General features: G+C 67.4%; 19 protein-coding genes. 8 read left to right on the top strand and 11 right to left on the bottom strand.

Annotation, left to right across the window (positions count from 1 at the left end; genetic code table 11):
* From AB0B72_RS01535 to AB0B72_RS01525, 3 genes are all read right to left on the bottom strand, one after another.
* The gene (locus tag AB0B72_RS01535; RefSeq protein WP_367736297.1) at nt 1-504 is read right to left on the bottom strand and encodes a hypothetical protein; all 504 of its coding nucleotides are present in this window, start codon (nt 502-504) and stop codon (nt 1-3) included.
* A gap of 199 nt (nt 505-703) precedes the next feature.
* On the bottom strand, nt 704-3,790 hold the full coding sequence (locus tag AB0B72_RS01530) for a DUF3427 domain-containing protein (RefSeq protein WP_367736296.1): 3,087 nt from the start codon (nt 3,788-3,790) through the stop codon (nt 704-706).
* A 102-nt stretch (nt 3,791-3,892) separates the two neighbouring features.
* On the bottom strand, nt 3,893-4,576 hold the full coding sequence (locus AB0B72_RS01525) for a hypothetical protein (RefSeq protein ID WP_367736295.1): 684 nt from the start codon (nt 4,574-4,576) through the stop codon (nt 3,893-3,895).
* A 498-nt stretch (nt 4,577-5,074) separates the two neighbouring features.
* On the opposite strand from AB0B72_RS01525, the gene AB0B72_RS01520 reads away from it, so the two are divergent.
* Nucleotides 5,075-5,332, top strand: coding sequence for a hypothetical protein (locus AB0B72_RS01520; RefSeq protein WP_367736294.1), 258 nt, complete (start codon nt 5,075-5,077; stop codon nt 5,330-5,332).
* Nucleotides 5,333-5,844: 512 nt separating this feature from the next.
* Here the strand turns inward: AB0B72_RS01520 and AB0B72_RS01515 are convergent.
* Complete coding sequence (locus AB0B72_RS01515; RefSeq protein WP_367736293.1) at nt 5,845-6,258, bottom strand: prevent-host-death protein; 414 nt, start codon at nt 6,256-6,258, stop codon at nt 5,845-5,847.
* 128 nt (nt 6,259-6,386) lie between these two features.
* A complete protein-coding gene (locus tag AB0B72_RS01510; protein ID WP_367736292.1) occupies nt 6,387-7,142 on the bottom strand; it encodes an SDR family NAD(P)-dependent oxidoreductase in 756 nt (251 codons plus the stop codon).
* A gap of 138 nt (nt 7,143-7,280) precedes the next feature.
* On the opposite strand from AB0B72_RS01510, the gene AB0B72_RS01505 reads away from it, so the two are divergent.
* Both AB0B72_RS01505 and AB0B72_RS01500 read left to right on the top strand, forming a co-directional pair.
* Entirely contained in the window at nt 7,281-8,141 is an 861-nt protein-coding gene (locus AB0B72_RS01505) for a helix-turn-helix domain-containing protein (protein ID WP_367736291.1), read from the top strand.
* A 47-nt stretch (nt 8,142-8,188) separates the two neighbouring features.
* Entirely contained in the window at nt 8,189-8,713 is a 525-nt protein-coding gene (locus tag AB0B72_RS01500) for a GNAT family N-acetyltransferase (RefSeq protein ID WP_367736290.1), read from the top strand.
* A gap of 54 nt (nt 8,714-8,767) precedes the next feature.
* On the opposite strand, the gene AB0B72_RS01495 is transcribed toward AB0B72_RS01500, so the two are convergent.
* Nucleotides 8,768-9,412 carry a dihydrofolate reductase family protein gene (locus AB0B72_RS01495; RefSeq protein ID WP_367736289.1) on the bottom strand — a complete coding sequence of 215 codons (645 nt, stop codon included), beginning with the start codon at nt 9,410-9,412 and terminating at the stop codon, nt 8,768-8,770.
* 264 nt (nt 9,413-9,676) lie between these two features.
* On the opposite strand from AB0B72_RS01495, the gene AB0B72_RS01490 reads away from it, so the two are divergent.
* The 4 genes from AB0B72_RS01490 to AB0B72_RS01475 all read left to right on the top strand — a co-directional run bounded on the left by AB0B72_RS01490 (nt 9,677) and on the right by AB0B72_RS01475 (nt 12,894).
* The gene (locus tag AB0B72_RS01490) at nt 9,677-9,859 is read left to right on the top strand and encodes a hypothetical protein (RefSeq protein WP_367736288.1); all 183 of its coding nucleotides are present in this window, start codon (nt 9,677-9,679) and stop codon (nt 9,857-9,859) included.
* A 356-nt stretch (nt 9,860-10,215) separates the two neighbouring features.
* Nucleotides 10,216-10,926 carry a DUF4328 domain-containing protein gene (locus AB0B72_RS01485; protein WP_367736287.1) on the top strand — a complete coding sequence of 237 codons (711 nt, stop codon included), beginning with the start codon at nt 10,216-10,218 and terminating at the stop codon, nt 10,924-10,926.
* A 103-nt stretch (nt 10,927-11,029) separates the two neighbouring features.
* Entirely contained in the window at nt 11,030-12,052 is a 1,023-nt protein-coding gene (locus AB0B72_RS01480; RefSeq protein WP_367736286.1) for an ATP-binding cassette domain-containing protein, read from the top strand.
* Nucleotides 12,049-12,894 (top strand): ABC transporter permease, encoded by an 846-nt coding sequence (locus tag AB0B72_RS01475; protein WP_367736285.1) that lies wholly within the window; start codon nt 12,049-12,051, stop codon nt 12,892-12,894. Before AB0B72_RS01480 ends, AB0B72_RS01475 begins: the two co-directional genes overlap by 4 nt.
* 4 nt (nt 12,895-12,898) lie before the next feature.
* On the opposite strand, the gene AB0B72_RS01470 is transcribed toward AB0B72_RS01475, so the two are convergent.
* The gene (locus AB0B72_RS01470) at nt 12,899-16,099 is read right to left on the bottom strand and encodes an AAA family ATPase (protein WP_367736284.1); all 3,201 of its coding nucleotides are present in this window, start codon (nt 16,097-16,099) and stop codon (nt 12,899-12,901) included.
* Between the two features lie 74 nt (nt 16,100-16,173).
* Nucleotides 16,174-16,716: a helix-turn-helix domain-containing protein gene (locus AB0B72_RS01465; protein WP_367736283.1), complete on the bottom strand. Its 543-nt coding sequence runs from the start codon at nt 16,714-16,716 to the stop codon at nt 16,174-16,176.
* Nucleotides 16,717-16,780: 64 nt separating this feature from the next.
* Here AB0B72_RS01465 and AB0B72_RS01460 point away from each other — a divergent pair, with 64 nt between their 5' ends.
* Entirely contained in the window at nt 16,781-17,662 is an 882-nt protein-coding gene (locus tag AB0B72_RS01460) for an alpha/beta fold hydrolase (RefSeq protein ID WP_367736282.1), read from the top strand.
* Nucleotides 17,663-17,689: 27 nt separating this feature from the next.
* Here AB0B72_RS01460 and AB0B72_RS01455 read toward each other — a convergent pair whose 3' ends face one another.
* The 3 genes from AB0B72_RS01455 to AB0B72_RS01445 form a co-directional block, all read right to left on the bottom strand.
* Nucleotides 17,690-18,508, bottom strand: coding sequence for a MerR family transcriptional regulator (locus AB0B72_RS01455; RefSeq protein WP_367736281.1), 819 nt, complete (start codon nt 18,506-18,508; stop codon nt 17,690-17,692).
* 57 nt (nt 18,509-18,565) lie between these two features.
* A complete protein-coding gene (locus AB0B72_RS01450; RefSeq protein WP_367736280.1) occupies nt 18,566-20,005 on the bottom strand; it encodes an ATP-binding protein in 1,440 nt (479 codons plus the stop codon).
* 140 nt (nt 20,006-20,145) lie between these two features.
* Complete coding sequence (locus AB0B72_RS01445) at nt 20,146-21,063, bottom strand: hypothetical protein (protein WP_367736279.1); 918 nt, start codon at nt 21,061-21,063, stop codon at nt 20,146-20,148.
* Between the last annotated feature and the right edge of the window lie 15 nt (nt 21,064-21,078).

Raw genomic sequence — 21,078 nt, 5'->3', positions numbered from 1 at the left:
TCACTTGGCCCTGGGGCTTCTCGTGCTGACCGCCCCCGGGATTGGGGCGGTCCCCGTCCGGAGTCGGCTTCTCGGGTGTGAAGGGCTTGCTCGACGGTTTCTGTCCCTCATGTTTCGGCATGCGGTGAACTCCTTCGTTCGGGGAACCACGTCGTCTGCCTGTTCGGAGCGCTCGGCCGGCAGGTGGCGTACGTACACCTGGATGCGGTCACGGTCCTCGGGGAAGACCCTCTCCCACTCGTCGCAGAGCTCGAACCACTTCGGCGGCTGGCCGGTTTGCCCCCGGAAGGGCACGTCACGGTCAGTGATCGCCATGTACGACAGGCCCAGCGTCGGCGACCAGTCCGCCCGGTAGGAACGTACGGACACCGCCGCCGGAACCGGGAACAGCTCGGCCCGCAGGCCGGTCTCCTGAGCGAGCACGCGCGCCGCTTTCTCGAAGCGGTTACAGAACACCACCCGGTTGTCCCTGTGGCGCTCTTCGGCCAGAAGTCGGAACGACATCGGGCGGGCATCGCGTCAGTCCTCCTGGGGTGAGGGCCGGACAAGGATCACGAGAGCACTGAGCGACGCGCATAGTAACGAGTCGCACACACTCGGTGCTCCAGGTCAGGATGCTCCCTGCCTGCGCTCTCAGCAACACGCTTGAGGAAGTTGCTCGACCATCGGTTGTGGCCACCTGTGGCGAGTCGTCTTGCGGAACTCACCCTGCGATGGCAGCTCGGCGGAATAGGTCCGCTGGCATTTCCTCAAAGAGTTTCCAGGTGATGGCCATCGGACGATCGCCTCGATGTTCGACGTATCGCGCAGTGCCGTGGAAAACGAAGGGTTCGGGGTGGCCGCTCTCGTTCTCCTTACGCTCCCTGGTGAACAGGAGCACGTGGCTGCCCTCAGCCTCATGGTTCTGGTAGCGCAGACCTGTAGTGGAGTGAGAACTCGTCCGGTTCTGTGACTCCCAGTGGAAAAGACGTGGGGTGAGCGCGTAGTCTCGGTACATGGTCTGAGGGGAGAACTCTTTTTCGTTCTTGTGGAGAGTGACGAACAGTGCATCGCACTTAGTCACCGGGCTCCATGCGACACCCTCACGCATCGTCGACGGCACCAGCCCACCAAGCGATGCCCAACCGATCGCGGCGAGCACTTCCTCCGTGGAATAACGGGCGTTGACCGCGAGCGGCACTGCACCAACTTCTGGATCAAGCGGTCGGGCCACGTACCTTGGGCGGTGAACGCCGTAGGTCAGAACCTGCCGGATCTCCTCACACAGAACAGGCTCAGCGCGCAGACGATCGAGCGCCTCATCGTAGGAAGAGAAGTTTCCGCCGTCACGCCAGAAGGAGAAGCACAGCATCCGCGCAAAGGCCTGGTCCGTAGGCGAGCAGTCCGCGTAGCGTGGGCCGTCGGCGCTTAGGAGTCGGGCATATGCTTCGCCACGGCGACGGTCGTCCACATGCAGAAGCGTCCGGACTCGCCGGCCAAGCACCTCCTCTAACGGCGAGCCAGACTCAGGCAACAGGCCGGCCCGCCGAAGGAGCGACGTCCAGTACCTTCGGTTGCGGTACAGGTCGCCGATGTCCCGCCCCATCTCTTCGAGATACGCGGTAAGCGACGTCTCCGCACAAGAACGGATCTCCTGTGTCAACGTGTTCACCGTCGCCCCGAGATGGATCTTGAGCTCGGCCAGCAGCCGATCCTTGGTCACTCGGTCCAGCACAATCTGGCTACCCGACGGCAGTAGCGGGAACTCGTCTTTGACTTGCTTGTCTAGCCTACCGCGAGAGAACCCGGTCAATGCCTGGAACCGATTAGCGAAGCGGTATTCTTTGCGGTGCTGGCCGACGAAGTCCAACACCGTCAGCACCTCTTTCTCCGGAGTACGGCGAAGCCCTCGACCAAGTTGCTGGAGGAAGATAGTGGCACTCTCAGTCGGCCGTAAAAGCAGCAGGGTATCTACATCAGGTACGTCCAGACCCTCATTGAACAGGTCGACCGCAAACAGGAAGCGGACCGCGCCATCCCGCAGCGCCCGCAGTGCCGCCTTTCGGGAAGCGTCATCAGTGGAGCCGTCCACCGCAAGAGAGGGCAACCCTGCCCTCGTAAAGAAGTCGGCCATGAAGCGCGCATGCCGTACTGAGACGCAGAAGCCTAGGCCACGCACAGTGGCGAGGTTGCTAACCTTGTCGTTCAGCGTATTGAAGACCAGGCGGGCTCGGACATCGTCGCCAGTGAACAAGTTGTCGAGCGCATTGCTGTCGTAGGAGCCACGCGACCATTTGATGCTGGTGAGGTCGGTTTCGTCATTGATACCGAAGTAGTGAAACGGGCAGAGTAAGTCGGCATCCAATGCGTCCCACAGACGCAACTCGGAGGCTATCCGGCCCTCGAAGAATTCGTCCTGAACCCAGGTACCGTCGGCACGTTCCGGGGTAGCAGTGAGCCCCAATAATTCCTTGGGCTTGAGATGATCGATGATCCGTCGATAGGTACGAGCGGCGGCGTGATGGAACTCGTCGATGACGACTACGTCGAAATGCTCAGGGTCGAATGACTCGATCCTCATGGCTGTGAGCGACTGCACGCTGGCGAACACGTGCCGCCACTCTCGCGAACGGTCATCGCCTACATGCAACTCACCGAAATCTGGCACAGCCAGCACCTGCCGGTACGTGCGCAATGCTTGAGCCAGGATTTCGTGCCGGTGCGCGACGAACAGCAATGACGGCTGGCGGCCCAGCCGTTGCTGCAGGTTACGGTAGTCGAAAGCCGCTACTACCGTCTTGCCGGTACCGGTGGCCGCGACGAGGAGGTTGCGATGCCGACCGTGCACGCTGCGCTCGACGTCCAGGTCCTCCAACATCTCCCGCTGGTGGTGAAAAGGATGCGGCACCAAGGCGGGGATATCGAAAAGCTGCTGACCCACCTTTGATCGGGACAGCGCCTCATCCAACCGGTCGCCGTCAACTGCCGGATCGTAAGGTTCGAACTCTGGCCGGTTCCAGTAGGAGTCGAAGGTCGCCTCGAACTTGTCCAGCAGCCGAGGGGTAGTCACGGACGAGAGCCGTACGTTCCATTCGAGCCCGTCCAGCAGTGCCGCCCTGGAGAGATTGGAGCTGCCGACGTAGGCGGTGTCGAAGCCGGTCTCCCGGCGCAGCAGCCATGCCTTGGCGTGTAGGCGGGTGGAGTTCTGCTCGTAACTGATCCGCACCTCGGCGCCGAAGTCGCGCACCAGTCGATCCAGCGCACGCCGCTCAGTCGCACCCATGTACGTCGTCGTGATCACTCTGAGAGGGACACCCCTGCGCTGCAAGTCCGCGAGGGAGCGTTCCAGGATTCTCAGCCCCGACCACTTGACGAAGGCACACAAGAGGTCCACGCGGTTGGCACTGACTAACTCGGCCGCCAACTCATGTGCCAGGTTGGGATCCTCGCGAGCGTTGGTTAACAAGGCCGCTTCAGACAGTGAGGTCAACGGGCGTACTGGGGTGCTCGCACCCGGACTGGCCCGCACGATCGACAACAGCCTGTTCGGCCCATCTGCTACGGTCTCGGGCTCCGTCAACTGGTTCAGCAGCCGGTTGACCAAATCAACCTGCTCTTGTGGCTCTTTCAGCATGGCCAAAGCTCGGGCTGCTGTTTCGCCAACGAAACGGCCCAGCAGATGAGCTACCTCTTCTTTGTCAACTTCGGACACCTCCACGAGGTGTCCCATCTGCCGCGTCGCGTCGATGCTTTTGGTGAGCTTCTCAGTGAGCAGCGAGTCGTACAGGCCAGGAATCAGGGCGTCGTCCACTACATGTCCTTGTGGCTAGGTCTGCGCTACAAGCGCACCGCAAGCGATCATCGTATTGAAACGCCGGCCCAGATTTCACCATAACGGTCACAAAGCTGCCACTCATCCCGCGCTTGCTGCCGCCCAGATGTCTCGGCCTACTGACCACAGCTCTTTGACGTGGTAGGCGAAGCGGTCGTAGAGGCCGTCGTCCTGGTAGCGCTTCAAGTGCAGCATCGGTGAGTCGTGGCCGACCAGCTTGGCCAGGTGCGGGGTGACGAGCATCTCGTCGTCGAACTGGAACACCGACATGGCGATGTGCTCGTCGCCGAAGCGCGCCTCTATGCCGGACACGCCCTTGAGTTGCTCCAACTCGGCAAGGGTGATGCGGATGCGGGTGGAGACCGTCAGTGGCACTGCTTCCGCGTCCTCACGGCGGTGCGTCACGTCGCTGTCGGGATCGCCGATCAGGAACCGAATCTCGCAACCCTGTTCGGCCTTGCGCTTGAGAGCTTTGGCCAAGTTGGGATGCTCGAGCCAAAGAAAGTAGTTGGTGTATCCGGCGATGGTGATGTTCGACTGCGCTTCAGTGATCAGCGTTCGCCATACGCTTTTAGGACAGGCGGAACGGTACGGGTAGACCGTGACAATCTCCCGATCGGGTCCGATCTTGACCGTGTTCCTTATCGCTTCAGGCCATAACACCGACTCATCCACCCCCAGAGCCTCGGCCGCCGCCCACCGGTGACGCGGATGCGGGACACGCGCTTCGTCAGCCAGCCAGCGGGACACTGTCTTGATGTCCACCTCGCACCGCAATGCGAGGTCCCTTTCGGTAAGTCTCGCATCCGTCATTGCTTGCCGTAGAGAGTCATTTGACACGCGCGACCTCGAATCGAGAGGACGTTGAGGACGTATCTGAGCGGCAACGCAAAACGTCCCACACGTCCCAAGAACGGAGTGTAAACGATCCACCACCAAACGTCACCCTGTCGCCATGCGGGCAACGACAACCTTGAAAGAACTGCAGGCCACGTTCCCCGGCTGGACGATCTGGCGAAGCTCCGCGGATCGCCTCTGGGCTACGCGCAATCGACAGCTCACCGATGAGGAGTTGGACCATGGGCTGAGCCACACGATCGACGGAGATGACACCCACCAACTCGGTGAACAGCTCGGCGACCAGGAGCGACTCGCTTCGGAATTGCCACCCCGATGAGCGCGCCGCCATCTGCCCTACGAGCATCCGCCGCCCGGGCGCTCAAAGCCCTCAGCCATTTCGATGACGCCTGTCCGGGGCTGCATGTGGCTCTCGAGCAGCCCGGCCACGTCGCGATCCGGTGGATGCGTGAGACCCAGCGCAGTGTCTCTGTCCGGGTCGTCACCCACACCTGCGACGACTGCTCGCCGCTGGCGTATGAACTGTGCGCCTCCAGCGGACTGCTGTTCATCCGCCGTACCGACCACACCGCCAAAAGGCCGGAGATCATGGAGACCGAGCGTCTGCGCGACGCGCGGGCGCGCCGGATCTGGCTGAACCTGCTGCTTGGCCGCGCCCGATGAATACCGACCGTCCGCCTGCGAAAGTGCGGCTGGCAGCGTGGTCTATTGCTCAACGTCCACGCCGGCTACCGCTGCGCGCCTCTGATTCGGCTATGAGCCTTCCGACCAGAAGAGCTGCAGACGAGCAAGCGCCTCGTCCCTCGACATCTGGGCGACCTCGGCATCCGTAAGCCCCACTCGGTGAATGAGGAGGTGTACGAGATCTGCGGGAAGAGCCTCTGGTGGCGCCTGAGGGCCTCCCCTGTCAGGGACGATCCCCTCCCGGACGCAGCCCCAGAACTCCTCCTCCGATACATGGAGTTGGTCCCGCAGGATGTGAGCCCAAAGGCTGGGCCCGTAAGTCGTACGGTCAGGTGGATGCGAGATCCGCGTCCGTAGGATGCCGCCCGTGGGAAGGTCGAACTCGTACGTGACGTGGTGAGTGCCCGTCCGTCCCCTGGCGTCCCGGATTCGCCTCCAGCCCTCGGCCTTGCAGAAGCACTCGTGATCATCTCGGGTCGGCTGCGGCCACGTCACGGAGCCACCCCGGTCAGCCACTCACGTAGCTGGTCGTCGCTGCTCAGGCAGATCATCTGCACCAGACCCCAGTTGTCCCGGTGGTTGGGAGCGTCCAACAGGTGGTCTTGCCAGTCCTCGGCGTACTCCCGAAGTGCGTCGACCATCTCGCCGATGGCCTCGTCGAACGTCCGCCCGTCCGCGGCGACCGGCAATCCTGGAATGAACACCGACCATCCGCCATCTTCAGCGACTACCTGAGTGTTCGATACGCAGATTCGAGCCAGGAAGTAGCGCAGGCGCTCACCGTCAACTACAGCGGCGGTCCGACCGTCACGACGGACGGTCGCGCTTCTACCGCGGTCAGCGGCGTCGAGGAGCTCCTTGAGCTTGGCTCTGGCCTCGGTGTAGCTGGCGAAATGCACTCCCATGCCACTTCCTCTCGTCCGATCATCAGTATCGGAACGCGAGGCACGTACGTCAAGTACACGAAGTACTTGTGCGCAGAACCCAGCCGTTCTCAGGTTGGCCGGCTTCGGGCCGGCCGGGGTACCGGGCGTCAGGCACCACCGGTCACTTTGACCGCCTGTCCGGTGATGCCGGTGTTGGCGGCCGAGCCCAGATAGACGACGGCGTTGGCGACCTCGGCGGCGTCGAGCAGGCGGCCGATCGGAGCCCGCGCGCTGTAATGGCCACCTACCTGCTCGGCCATCGCGACGTTGGTCTCGGTCCTGGTGAAACCGGGCATGACGACGTTGGACAGGATGTCACCGTCCTTTCCGAGACCGAACGCGGCTGACCTGCTGAAACCGTGCAGCGCTGCCTTGGCCGCCCCGTAGTACTCCCCACCGGGCATGCCGTCGGCCGCGATGCTCGACGAGATGTGCACCATCCGGCCCCAACCGCGCTCTCGCATGGACGGGACGACCGCCCGGCTGAGCCGGAGCGCGCCCTCGACGTTGGCCCGGATCACCCTCCGCCACCTCTCGTCGGGCACGGCCTCGAAGGAGCCGCCCGTGTCCGGCTCGGCGGCACCCCAGTGCACGGCGTTGTTGACCAGCACGTCGATCCGGCCGGACCATTCGAGCACGGTCCCGACCAGGCCACGGGCCGCCTCGTCGTCGTCCAGATCGTACGGGGCGACGAGTGAGCGTCCGCCGATCTCCTTGGCGAGCCGCTCCGCGCCCGTCTGGGAGCGGTGATAGGTGAGCACGACGTCAGCCCCTTCGGCGGCGAACCCGCGGGCGATCTCGCGGCCGATGCCGCCGGAAGCTCCCGTCACGATGACCGTACGGCCGCTGAGTCCCAGATCCATTTCGACGCTCCTCACAACAGTGGAAACCCTGAGCAGGGCCAAGGATCCGGCGACGGGGATCTCCGGAGGGAGGCCGCGCCGAGACTGGCCCCCACAGGGCCACGATCGGAGACTCGGCCACTCGGTAGCCTGCGACTCGTGAGCGACAACACCCTGGGCGAGTTCCTGCGGGCCCGCCGCGAGGCCGTCACCCCCGCCGAGGTCGGGCTGCCCGGCGGCGGCCGGCGCCGTACCCCCGGCCTTCGCCGTTCCGAGCTGGCCACGCTCGCCGGGATCAGCGTCGAATACCTCACCCGTCTTGAGCAGGGGCGCGATCGTCACCCCTCGGCACCCGTACTCGCCGCCCTCGCCGACGCGTTGCGCCTGTCCACCGGCGAGCGCGTCCAGCTGCTCCATCACTTCAAGGCGGCCGGCGGCGCCGGCCGGCTGGTCGGCCAGTGCCATCGGCCGCCCGCACAGTCGGTGCGTCCCACCGTCCGGGCGCTGCTCGACCGGCTCGAACCCGCCCCCGCGTTGGTGATCAACCGGCTCAGTGACGTGCTCGCCCACACGAACGGCTACGAGCGGCTCACCGGTCCCATCGGACTGCTTGACCACAGGCCGGCCAATCTGCTGCGTTACCTGTTCGCCGACCCGAGGGCCAGGGCCGCCTATCCGGAGTGGAAGCGGGTGGCCGACGAGCGGCTCGCCGGCCTGAAACGGGGCGTCTCCCGCGACGACCCGCACGTCGAACATCTCGTCGACGAACTGACCCTCGCCGTCGGCGCCCCCTTCACCGACCGGCTGAAGGCCCCGCGCGGCCCGGCCGGACGCACCGGCCTCGAACTGATGGCGCATCCGGAGGCGGGCCAACTACGGCTGGCCTACGAGACCCTCGACCTGTCCGACGACGACAGCCAACTTCTGATCGCCTACCTCCCCGCTGACGACGCCACCGCCGCCAGGCTCGACCGCCTCACCGGCCGCCGTCCCGGCGCCCTTCGCGCCGTCAGCGGCTGATGATCTCAACCGCTAGGGTCGAAGAGCATCGAGGGGAAGGCGGCACGGTGAGCGCGCCTGAGGTACGGCTGCGGCCGGTGACAGAGAACGATCTCGTCATGTTCCGGCGCTTCGCCACGGAGCCGGGGTTGATCGGCCTGGACTGGGCGGGGTTTCGCGACGCGCAGGCCCCGGCACGTCGCTTCGCCACGGACGGCTACCTGGGCGTGGACGACAGCAGGATCATCGTCGAGGCCGACGGCACGGCCGCAGGCCTGATGAGCTGGTCGGCGCGAGTGGCCGGGGTCTCCCGATACTGGGAGATGGGGATCGCCCTGCTTCCGGACTGGCGTGGGCGTGGCATCGGCTGGCGCGCTCAGGCGATGCTGTGCGACTACCTGTTCACCCACACCCCCGTCGAGCGCATCCAGGCGGTGACCCATGCGGAGAACATCGCGGAACAGAGGTCGCTGGAGAAGGCAGGCTTCAGGCTGGAGGGCGTCTTACGTTCGGTGGAGTTCCTCGCCGGTCAGTGGCGCGACGGCTGGATGTACAGCAGGCTGCGAAGCGATCCGCGGCCGCCGAATCCGTGACCGGGCCGGATCCCACACCGGCCAGGCGGAACGTCCCCATACGCCCTCGGGGGGCTACCGTCGGGTGAAGGTCATGTGGGTGACGCCGCTCGGGGTGGTCACTGACTCGATCAGAAAGCGCTTCTCGAGTCCTTCGAGCCCGTCCCACAGGCGTTCACCGCGGCCCAGGGTGATCGGGACGACGACGACGTGCATGTGGTCGACCAGGTCGGCGGCCAGGAACTGTCGGACGGTGCTCGGCCCGCCACCGATCCGCACGTCGAGGCCGCCGGCGGCCTCGCGGGCCTGACGCAGGGCCTCTTCGGGGGTGGCGTCGATGAAGTGGAACGTGGTGCCGCCCTCCATCTCCACCGAGGGCCGGGGGTGGTGGGTCAGGACGAAGACAGGCGTGTGGAACGGCGGGTTCGGCCCCCACCATCCGGTCCACTCGTGGTCCTCCCACGGCCCCCGCTGCGGCCCGAACTTGTTGCGGCCCATGATCTCCGCGCCGATGCCCGCGTCCCACGTACCGGTGACGGCGTCGTCGACCCCGGTGCCGCCGCCGGTCTTCCCCTGCATGGCGTGGAAGGTCCGGGTCTTGAAGAACCACTCGTGGAGCCGTTCGCCGGCGTGGCCGAACGGCTCTTGCAGGCTCTGTCCCTCGCCCGTGGCGAAGCCGTCCAGAGAGACAGAGAAATTGTGCACTCTGACACGAGACATGGCTGACCTCCTGCTTCCGGCTAGTGATTACGGATCGCGACTACTTGGAGAGAGCGTAGAGGCGACTACCCAATGCAATCACTAGGGAGACCGGAGCGACGCGATCTTCGGCGAGCGCCGCACCCAAGCCCGTGCGACGGCAAAGGGAGCGCCGGATCGCGGCCGTCACCTCACGGGTAGGCCGCGAAGTCTCTGGCGCGCGCCCTTGAGGTGAGGTGAACTTGCATTGAAGATCAACTGAGTCGACGTGAACGGAGAACCACCGTGGGCGATCGTCCGACGCGTGCCCTGGCCGCGTTCCTGGTGTTACCGGCCCTCGGCGCGTGCTCTGCGCCGCCCGTGAACCCGGTGCTGAAGGACCCGGCCCAGTGGCCGCTGAACAAGTTGAAGGGTCTGACCGATCATCCCGAGCTGCCCGATGAGGCGGAGCGGCACTGGCGCAGATAATGGTCGGCTCGTACGACATGATCGCCTGGATCCACTCCTCCGGCCGGTGCGGGCTGTCCGGCTCCGATTGGAGCATGGACGTCGACCTGGCCAGGTCCGAGGGGCAACCGGAGCGGGATGAGGGGTTCTCCGGACCGACCGAACCGGCGGTGGGCTCAACGCCGTCGTCGGTTCGCGGGAAGCGCAGCAGGAGTCACTGCCCGGCGCGACCTGTGACCCGGGGTGGATAGCGGCGACGCGGATGGGCCGGAGAAGTGGCGTCACGCTCCCGGAAACGTCACGGACGGGAAACCGGAGTGACGGGATTTGGGCGAGCCTCACATACTGGCTCCACACCCTTTTCCGAGGAGTCTTCCATGTACCCCCCAGCAGTCCCCGCACCCCTGCGTCCGATACGCGGCTTGGGGACGGCGGCCGTCGTGATGCTGATCGTCGACTCTGTGGTGGATCTGATCGCCGCCGGCATCAGTGCGCAGCGTGCCACTCTCATCGAGTCCTTCATCTCCGACGGAGAGTCCTTCGACCTCGCCGACGCCGAGGCCAGCGATCAGCTGTACGCCGTCTCCGGCGTCGTGGAGTTCCTCGTCTACGTCGCCACCGCCGTCGTGTTCCTGGTCTGGCTGTTCCGCGCCCGCGCGAACGCCGAGTCGCTCAGCCCGTGGCCCCACCGGCGCGCCAAGCCGTGGCTGATCTTCGGATGGGGCGTCCCGATTGTCAGCCTCTGGTTCCCCAAGCAGATCATGGACGACATCTGGACCTCGTCCAAGCCGGGTGTCATCGCGCGGATCGGCAGTCTCGCGACCGCTCCCCGTTCCGGTCTCATATGGGCGTGGTGGCTCACCTGGCTGCTCAGCACCTGGGTGTCGCAATTGGTGAGCCGGTCTCTCACGCGAGCCGACGAGCTACCGGACATGCGGGATGCGGCTGCGTTCGACGTCGTGGCCAACGCCCTCAGCATCCTCGCGGCCGCACTGGCCATCGCGGTCGTCCTGATGATCACCCGGCTGCAGGAGGACCGTCGCGACGTGATGGCACAGCAGCCGTTCCCTGCGATGGGGCCGCGCTAGATCACAGGTCAAGGAAAGCGATGACCGAGACCGCCCGCTAGATCGGATCTAGCGGGCGGTCTCGCGCCTTGGGGGTGATGACGCACGACTAGGAGACGACTTCATGAGTGACCGGATAACGGACCTGGCCATCGATACATCGGGCCTGGTCAAGGCCTTCGGCGAGAACCGCGCGGTGGACGGCGTGGATCTCAGGGTGCCCGCGGGCACCGTCTACGGCGTGCTGGGCCCCAACGGGGCGGGCAAGACCACCGTGGTCAAGATGCTGGCGACCCTGCTGCGCCCCGACGGCGGTGAGGCCAGAGTGTTCGGCCACGACGTGCTGCGCGAGGCCGACGCCGTACGCGGCCGGGTGAGCCTGACCGGTCAGTACGCCTCGGTGGACGAGGAGATGACCGGGATGGAGAACCTGGTCCTGCTCGGCAGGCTGCTGGGCCACAAGAAGCCCGCCGCCAAGGACAGGGCGATGCGGCTGCTGGACGCCTTCGGGCTGACCGAAGCGGCCGGGCGGCAGGTCAAGACCTATTCGGGCGGCATGCGCAGGCGGCTGGACATCGCGGCCAGCATCCTCAACACACCCGACCTGCTCTTCCTGGACGAACCCACCACCGGCCTCGACCCGCGCAGCCGCAACCAGGTCTGGGACATCATCCGGATCGTGGTCGCCCACGGCACGACCGTGCTGCTCACCACGCAGTACCTCGACGAGGCCGACCGGCTCGCCGGCCGCATCGCGGTCATCGACCACGGCAAGGTCATCGCCGAAGGGACCCCGGGTGAGCTGAAGTCCTCTGTCGGCGCTGGGTCGGTGCACGTACGGCTGCGGGACGCGGCGCAGCGGCCGGAGGCCGAGCGCGTGCTGTCCAAGGAACTGGACGCGCCGGTCCACCTGGAGGCCGATCCTGTGGCCCTGACCAGCCGAATCACCGAGGACGCGGAGAGCGCCGCCGCCGAGCGGGCCTCCCGCGCCCTGGCGGCGCTCGCCGCGTCCGGCATCGTCGTCGACGACTTCTCCCTCGGCCAGCCCAGCCTCGACGAGGTGTTCCTCGCGCTGACGGGCGCACCCGCCGGGGACGACCCCGCCCTCCCCGACCGCCCCTCGACCGAGCAGGAGACAGCGGCATGACCGCCACGACCACCGAGACCGGCACGTCCTACGTCCCCGCGGCCGAGACCCTGGCCGCGGTCCTTACGCCCGGCGCCCGGCCCCCGCGCCCGAGCGCCGTCTCGGCCTCACTGACGTTCGGGTGGCGGGCGATGCTGAAGATCAAGCATGTCCCCGAGCAGCTGTTCGACGTCACGGCGTTCCCGATCATGATGACGCTGATGTTCACCTACCTGTTCGGGGGTGCGCTCGCCAGCTCGCCGACGGAGTATCTGCAGTTCCTGTTGCCGGGCATCATGGTGACGAGCGTCGTGATGATCACCATGTACACCGGGGTGGAGGTCAACAAGGACATCGAGAAGGGGGTGTTCGACCGCTTCCGTACCTTGCCGATCTGGCGACCGTCGACCATGGTCGGATACCTGCTCGGCGACATGCTGCGCTACACGATGGCCTCCACGGTCATCCTCGTGGTCGGCCTGGTGCTGGGGTTCCGGCCGCAGGGCGGCGTCGCCGGCGTGCTGGGCGCGATCGCGCTGCTGCTGGCCTTCTCGTTCGCGTTCTCGTGGGTCTGGACGATGTTCGGGCTGATGCTGCGCAGCGAGAAGTCGGTGATGGGCGTCAGCATGCTGGTGCTGTTCCCACTCACCTTCCTCAGCAACGTCTACGTGGATCCGGCGACCATGCCGGGCTGGCTGCAGGCGTTCGTCACCGTCAACCCCATCTCGCACCTGGTCACCGCGGCACGCTCACTGATGGCGGGCAGCGCCGACACCGGAGAGATCACCTGGGTGCTGGTCTCCGGCGCCGTGCTGATCGCGGTCTTCGGCACACTGACGATGCGCCTCTACAACCGCAAGTGACACCTCACAGTCGCCAGTGGATCTCCTGGTCCGGCTGGTAGCGGCAGTTGGCGCCGGTGGAGACGCCGGCACGCAGATGGGCGGCGAGGGCGGGATGCAGCCGGTCGAGCTTTCGCAGGACGTCACGGATCCGGGCGGTGACCGCCTTGCGGGCCCGCTCGGCCTCGTCGCCCAGGCGGCGGTCGCGCCCGCCGAGCCCGGAGGCCCGGCGCAACTCCGCCAGCAGCGCCTCGCGCTCCCGGTCGAACTCCGCCGCCTTGTCGTCGTCGCCCAGCTCGGCCGCCCGGTCGATCTCCTCGTCCAGCTGGGCGAGCCGGCGCCGGTACCGGGTCTTGGCCTCCTCGTCGAGAAGCGCGTCGCCGCCCATCTGCCGGGCGGCGACCACGAGCCGCCCCCCTTCAGGATCGAGGAGCTGTACGGCGGGCACGTCAACTCCGCGACGGCTCAGCAGGCTGTGGAGATCACGCAGTCCCTTGGCGTCGGGCAGGTGAACCGTGTGGCCGCCGAACCCGAGCGACCAGACGGCGCCGTCCCTCCGGAACTCGTGCGGCGGGCCGGACGCCGTGCCGGAAGCCTGGTCGGACGCCGTGCCGGGAGCCAGGCCGGCTGCCGATGGCCGCATTCGCAGACGTGCCCGGCCGACGCGCTCCGCGATGTGGCGCATGCCGATCTGGGCCACCTCGCGCTCCACGTCGTCCAGCAGGGTGACGGCCTGCTCCGCGTCTCCCGGGCTGCCGCGCGCCAGCAGCGCCTCGCCCAGATGCGACCTCGCCTCGATCGACCAGGGACGCGCCCCGAGGAGGTCGGCGGAGCGCCCGGCGAGACGGAACCCGTCGATCGCCTCATCCCACCGCTCCTGACCGGCGTCGAGGAGGGCGAGCCAGAAGACCATGGGGCCGCCGATGTCCCAGCCGTACATGGACACCGCCCAGGTCCCGGCGTACGGCTCGATCTCGGCGCGGGCCTTCTCGCACAGCCGCATGTCCCGCGCGGAAACGGCGACCATGGCCTGGAATCTCAGCCACAGCGGCTGCAGCGAGCGGTCGTGCGCCTCGCCCCTGGCCACGGCGTCGGCGAGATGGCGCATCGCGGCGTCGACGTCGCCTCGCCGGAGCTCCGTCATGGCGCGGAGCAGCCCGGGGCAGGGGTGCCTGCTCCTGAGCAGCCTGCCGTGAAGCTCGTCCAGGTCGTCGAACCGGCCCTGAAGCATCCGCATCGCCCAGCGATGGTGGTCCAGCCAGTATCCGCACTGGTCGTGCGCCAGCCGCCCGTCGAGCGCGGTCACCTGGTCGAGAAGACTCTCCGCCTCGTCGAAGCGGCCCATGAAAGCGGCGACGATGCTGCGGTCGACGACCGTGGCCATGCCCATGCGCGGCAGGTCGCCGCGCTCACCCAGCGCGACGTAGGTGTGGAACTGGTCGAGATACCGGGGATCGCCCTGCTCCAGCAGGGCCACCCAGCGCAGGGACGCGGCGAAGCCCTCCATCTCCGGGTCGGCGGTCCGGCGGGCCACGGTCATCAGCTCGCCGGTGAGGGCCACCCTCTCCGAGGCGGTCCCCGGGCCCCAGATGGTGTTGTGGTGGGCCCACAGGCTGACGGCCAGCGTCTCGTCGTCCCGGCCCTCCCGGGCCAGCCCGGCGGCATGGATGGCGAGGTCCCGCGCGAGACGGTCGAGGGAAGGCTCATCCGGCGAATCGCCGGGAAGCAGTTTCGCGTGCACCTCCCTCAGCAGGCCGGCGCCGATCTCCCCCGTGTCGCCGCCCCAGTCTCCATGGATCGACAGCGCGACACGAGCCAGCAGCTCGGGATCGCCCATCTCGTGAGCGCAGGCGACCGCCTCCTGGAAGACCCGTATCCCGGCGTCGCGGTCCTCCTGGTGAAACAGCTCGCGTCCGAGTTCGAGCGCGATGACGACCCGCCGGCGCGGCGCGTCGGCGACGGCCAGCTCGAGCGCCCTCCGGTAGTGCCCGATCGCCTCCTCGGTCGCCAGACGCCTGACCGCGTCCCGGGCCGCGGCCAGCAGGTGATCCACCGCGCGGGCCGGCTCGACGCGGTGGCCGGCGAGGTAGGCGTGGCGGGCGAGGTCGGCGGGAAGCACGTGGTCCGCGGCATCGGGAGACCTGTCCACGGCGCTGAGGACCGCGGCGTGCCGGCCGGGCACCTCCTCGTCCTCGATGGACCGGTAAAGGGTCTCGCGGACCAGGTCGTGGGCGAACGCGAACACCTCCCCTTCCCGCGCGACGACCAGCCGGGAGGTCATCGCCTGGTCGAGCAGCCGGTCCACGTTGAGCATGGGAGCGGTGGCGGCCAGCACCTGGCGGTGGAACTCGCGGCCGAGCACCGCCGCGGTGGTGAGAAGTTCCACGACCGGGCCGGGCAGCAGGGAGAGCCGGCGCAGCAGGGTGTCGCGGACGCCGGGAGCCACCGTGGTGACGGAACCGCCGCTGCGCCACAGCCGCGCGGTCTCCTCGACGAAGAACGGGTTGCCGCCGGTGCGCCGGTGCACCTGTGCGACCAGGCCGGCGGAGGGATCGCGGCCGGCGGTGCGGGCGATCAGCGCGCCGACCTCGTCCCGTTCGAGACCGGTGAGTGTGATCGTCGTCGCCCGCGCTTCCAGCGGCGGCACGAGCGACCGCAGTGGATGGTCCGCCGCCGCCACTTCGACATCGCGGTAGGTGCCCACCAGCAACACCCGCTCGAACCAGGTGTGCTGGGCCGCGAACCCCAGCAACCTCAGTGACGCGGTGTCCGCCCAGTGCAGGTCCTCCAGGAGGACGACCACGGGACGGCGTTGCGAGACCGAGACCAGGGCGCTGGTCACCGCGTCGTACAGGCGGAAGCCGTCGACCGTGTCCGCGCCCGGCGACTCGCCGAGGAGGGCGGCCAGGCTGCCGCCCGCGGCCTCTTCGGCCGCCCCCCACTCTCCCGGTGCGGCGCCGCGCCGCAGCCCGCGGAGGACCTGCACCCACGGCCAGTAGCCCGGGGCGCTGCCGGAGTCCCAGCACGACCCGCCGAGAACCAGCGCGCCGAGGCGCCGGGCCTCCTCCGCCGCACTGGTGACGAGTGTCGTCTTGCCGATTCCCGCCTCACCGGTGACCAGCACCAAACCGCCATGGCTGCCGGCCGCCCGTACGATCTCGGCGCGCAACAACGCGGCAGGATGGTCCCTGCCGATCAGCCCGGTGGTCGCCTCGGCGCTTCGCATGACGACACGACCGTATCCCGCGGCCCCGACATTTTCCCCGCGTGTCAAAGGATCCCGGGAAGGCGCCGCGCCGCCTACTGCTGGGAGTGCGGTCCATCGGTGGGGAACAGGATCGTGCCGAGCAGATGCGGTGTGCGGCCGGGCGCGGGCTGGTTGCGTGCCCGGGACATGAGCGCGGCGGTCATGTCCTTGATCATGCCAGCGAGTTCCTCCTCGTCGAGCCAGAGGGTGAACTGCCGGTAGGACACGGAGTCGGCCACCGGGTCGGCGCCGTCCCGGTCGAGGTACGCCTCGAACTCGGCGAGCAGTGCGGCCATGGCGGCACCGAAGCCGCGGCGGTGCTCGTCGAGCGTCATGGCCGCCGCCGCGTCGGCGTCGATCACGGGCCGTTCCCTGCTCAGCCGGTACCGCCGCTCCACGGCGCCGCGCACCCGCTGCTCGCCGTCCACCTCGAGGACGCCCCCCGCGGCGAGCAGGCCGACGTGCCGATACAGGGTCGCCTTCGGGACATCGGGCATGCGCGCGCACAACTGCGTGGTGGTGAGCGTCCGCCCACCGGAAAGCGCGTGCACGACGCGGAGCCGCACCGGGTGAAGGAGCAGGTCGACCGTGTCCATTTCCCTATGGTCTCAGATGCGATACCATTCTCGAAATTGAGAACAATGACACGGTGGAGGAAGCATGAGGCAGGCATCCGGGCGGAACGTCGGCGTCAACGGCCGGAACGTGTATGTCGAGGAGTCGGGCACGGGATCCGAGTGGGTGGTCTTCGAGGCGGGCCAGGGCTGTGGCCGGACATGCTGGGACGCACTGCTGCCCCTTCTCCACGACCAGGCGCGCCTGGTGGCGTACGACCGGGCCGGTTTCGGCCGCAGCGGCCGCGTCGCCGGGGACCTGAGCATCGACGACATGGCCGCGGACCTGGTCCAGATGGTGGAAACCGTGGTCCCGGGGAAGCTCGTGCTGGTCGCGCACAGCATGGGCGGGCTGGTCGCGCGGCGTGCCGCCGAAAGCCTCTCGTCACGGCTGAGCGGACTGCTGCTGATCGACCCGACGCCGGAGACCGCCCCCGTGTACGACACCTGGGACCGGACGACCGCGAAGATCGATAAAGGGCTGGCCGTCGCGCAGGTGCTCACCCGCTTCAGGCCGTTCCGGCGTCTGGCGTCCGGAAACATGAGGCGCCTGTTCCCGCCGGACACCTACGAGGCGATGCTCGCCGAGAACCTCACCCCGGCGGGGATCGCCCAGACCAGGTCGGAGGTGAAGGCGGTCGCCGCGGCCATCCCGCGGTTCCGGGCCCGGCCGCCCGCCCTGCCGCGGTGCGAAGCGCTGGTGCTCTCGGCCGGCCACACCCCGAAGGGGAAGGCGGAGATCTACACGGGGATCCGGGAGCACCAGCGCCGCTACGCCGAGAGCCTGCCCGACGGGCGCTGCGAGGTCATCGACTCCGGGCATTTCATCCAGGCCGAACAGCCGCACGTCGTCGCCGCTGCTTTAGGCCGGCTTCTCAGGCCTCACGCGGACACCCGTACACACGGGCCGGGACAGGACTTCGGGTGACCGGCCCGGAAATGAACGGGACCGCCCTTACGCGGAACGCGTGATCACTTCCTGCAACTCGGTCACCCAGGTCGCGGGCTCGCCGTCGGCGCAGTTCAGATACACCTCGCGGGAGGAGCCGGTGCTGCGGTAGCCGTTGTCCTCGATCCACTTGGCGAGCCGCTGGAACGAGACGTCCACGTGGTCCATGGGACCGTGGTGGATGACGGTGGCCGCCTGCTCGACGGCGGGCAGGTCGACGACCTCGAAGTCATAGGTCTTCCCCTGCTCCACATTCACCGGGGCTCCGGCATGCACCAGCACGCCCTCGTCGGTCTGCTCGTAGTAGGCGACCGCCGGGCCCGTGATCTGGACTCCGGCCTCGTGGAGGCGCTTCATCAGCTCCTTGTACAAAGGCTGGATCACCGGGCTGATCTTGTCTGACTCGTAGCCTTCCACCATGCCGCTCAGCTCGGCGAGGCGGATCGCGGGAACACTCTTGATCACGACGTCCGCAGGCATGACACCCTCCGTTTCGATCATTCGGAGCCTCGCCTCCACCCTGGCCAGCCGCGCCGTGTCACCGGCCACCTGAGCCTCCAGCTCCGCACGGCGGAGGCGCAGCATGCCGTGCAGCTCCTCCAGGCCGACCTTCTCCTCGAGGACCTGCCCGACCTGCTGGAGTGTGAGGCCGAGGTCCTTGAGCGCGATCAGGCGGTTGAGGCGGGAAAGCTGCCCCGCCTCGTAGTAGCGATAGCCGGAGACCTGGTCGGTCCAGGCGGGCCGGAGCAGTCCGAGCGCGTCGTAGTGCCGCAGCATGCGTACGGACACCCGGCCAAGACGGGCGAAATCTCCAATGGTTAACATGACGCCTCCGGTCTATGGCCTCACACCGTGTCAGGGTCAAACCGCCCGGTCTCCCGCTCAGCCGTACAGCATGGGGAGGTCGACCAGGAGGACGCGCGGGTCGCGGGCGGCCACCTCGGTGAGCGCGGTGTCGAACCCGGCTCCGCCGTACAGCGCGAGCACGGTGTCACGGGTGTCCAGCCCGCGCATGTGCAGCTGGTCCCTTGCCTGCTCCAGCCGCCTCAGGTGACCGAGGCTCATTGTCTCGGACCACTTGGCCTCGCCGACCGAGAGAAGCCGTCGCTTGTTGCTGTCCTGCGGCGCAAGTGCGATCACATCGACCTCGATGTTCGGGCCCTTACCGCTTCCGGAGGCGATGCCCGCCGCCACCTCTGCCGCGAGCTCGCCATCCCAGTCGAAGTCGAGCGCGAACTCCCGGCACACGTGCTCGAAGTGCGGGCCCACGACCTGCGAGGCGAACCGGGCCCTGGATCCCTGCCACACCCGGTCCGCCCAGCCCCGTTCCAGCTGACTCCATGCCGGCCTCATGATCGCCTCGTAGAACGTCACGAGCGGCTCCGCGACGCGATAGATCGAGCGTTTCCGTATCGGATCGATCTCCTTGCGGATCAGCCGGCAGTCCTCGAGTACGGCGAGGGGATGGGCGATGTCCGTCGACTTGCGTTCCATGTGGCTCGCGATGCCGCCCCGGGTGTTGTTCCCCGCCGCGATCGCCCCCAGAACGGCGTGGTAGAGCGCCTCGTCCCGAATCTCCATCTCGTTCGACAACAGGTAACGAGCCTCCCGGAAGAGGGGAGTCTCGGGGCTGAGGACCCGTCTGGTCACCCAGTCGTCGAGATCGTCGCCGGGCGCCTCATTGTCCACGAACCGGGTCCGATAGGCCGGGGTGCCACCAAGGATCGCATTGACCTGAACTGCGAGCCGAGGGTCCGATATGCCCCAGAACTGACGGGCGACGCGGTAGTCGAACGGCTGGACCACCACGTCGAGCGAGGCCCGTCCGCGCAACGGCGCCTGACCGGCCAGAAGCCTGCCCATCACCGACATCGCCGAGCCGGCGAGGACCAGACGGACCCGGCCCCCGCCCCCCCGGGGCGCACCCCGTGCGTCGATCTCCCGCTGCAGGATCGAGGGGATCGAGGGATCGGCCTTCATGAGGTACGGGAATTCGTCGAGGATGACCAGCCGGTCCCTGCAGTGATCCAGAAGGTACGTGATGGCCTCGTCCCAGTTCGTGAACGCCATCGTGCCCTGCACGCCCAGATAGCTCGCAACCGCCGCGCCGAACTGCCGGAGCGCGTCGGCCGAAGTGGACTCGACCGCCACGAAGTAGAAGCCGCCGACCATGTCCGCGAGCGCCTGCAGGAGGAACGTCTTGCCCTGCCTGCGGCGGCCGCTCACCACGGCAAGCCGCATCTCGTCATCGGGGTCCTCAGCGAACCGCGTGAGGGCAGCCCACTCCCGCTCACGATCGAACACGTCATCCGGCTTCCGCAAGATCCACCTCCCCTTATAAGTACACTTCTAAGAAGCGTACTTCGAAGAGGTGTACTTATAAGAGGCGCCTCGCGGTCAGTGTGGTGTGAAGTGGCGGCGCGATGGCGCAGCAGCCGATCCCCGCGATGTGGCCGCCCGGGCTATCCCTGCCCGGCGGAATCCTGCTCGGCGAGGCCGCCGCAGGTGAAGCCCTCGTCACGGTCGGGGTCGAGCTGCAACTGGCCCAGATTGGTGGTCTCCATCGGACGGCGGATCGTCTCCTGCTTGTCGCAGTCGTAGAAGATGTAGGTGCCGTCGCTCTCGCCGAGCAGCATCATCCACCGGCCGTCGTAGAGGGGCTTGTCGTTCTCGGCGTTCTTCAGGACGGCCCACTGGTCCTGGAAGCCGACGGTGTCCAGGAGGAGGTTGGCCTGCCCGGTCCTGGCCACCTCCTCCGCGCCGAAGGAGAGCTGCTGGATGAGCAGGAATCCGAGCCCGAGCCCGGTCAGCCCTCCGACGAGCACCTTCAACCCGGCCCGCCCCACGGGCTTGCGGCGAAGCAGCCGGAACGGCACCAGGAACGTCAGCACACCCAGAACCACCGCGATGACGACCATGACGGTGGCGCCGAAGTCGCCGAAGAACTTGAGGAAGCCCCAGTAGGTGGCCCCGCACCACAGGGCGGCGATCAGCGCGGCGACCCAGGGCCGCCGCCTGATCCCCTGGACGAGCCTGCCCGCCGCACCTCCGGTCACCCTGTCGGTCAGCCAGCCGAGCCCGATGATCAGGCCCAGGGCCGGGATGGCGAACAGCAGCACCAGTACCAGCGTGCCGAGGAGCCGGCCGAACAGCACCGACTGGTCGATGCCGGCCTGCTGCGGGTTGATGCCGAAGACCGCGTAGACCTCCTCGATGCCGATGTAGAGGACCGCGTAGAGCGCGACGCCGATCGGGATGACGACCGAGGCGATGCGTTCGAGCAGTTCTATGACACCGCCGCCGCCGGCCTCCGGCTCGCCCGGTGTGCCGGGAAGCGCGGTGCCGGCGGTGTCTTGCTGAGGAAGTTCCTGATCAATCACGCCGCGAGAGTTTAC

Origin of the sequence: Microbispora sp. NPDC049125 (assembly GCF_040802045.1) — a bacterium.
GTDB lineage: Bacteria > Actinomycetota > Actinomycetes > Streptosporangiales > Streptosporangiaceae > Microbispora.
Note: the sequence above shows the minus strand (reverse complement) of the source record. Positions and strands in the feature narration are given on the sequence as shown.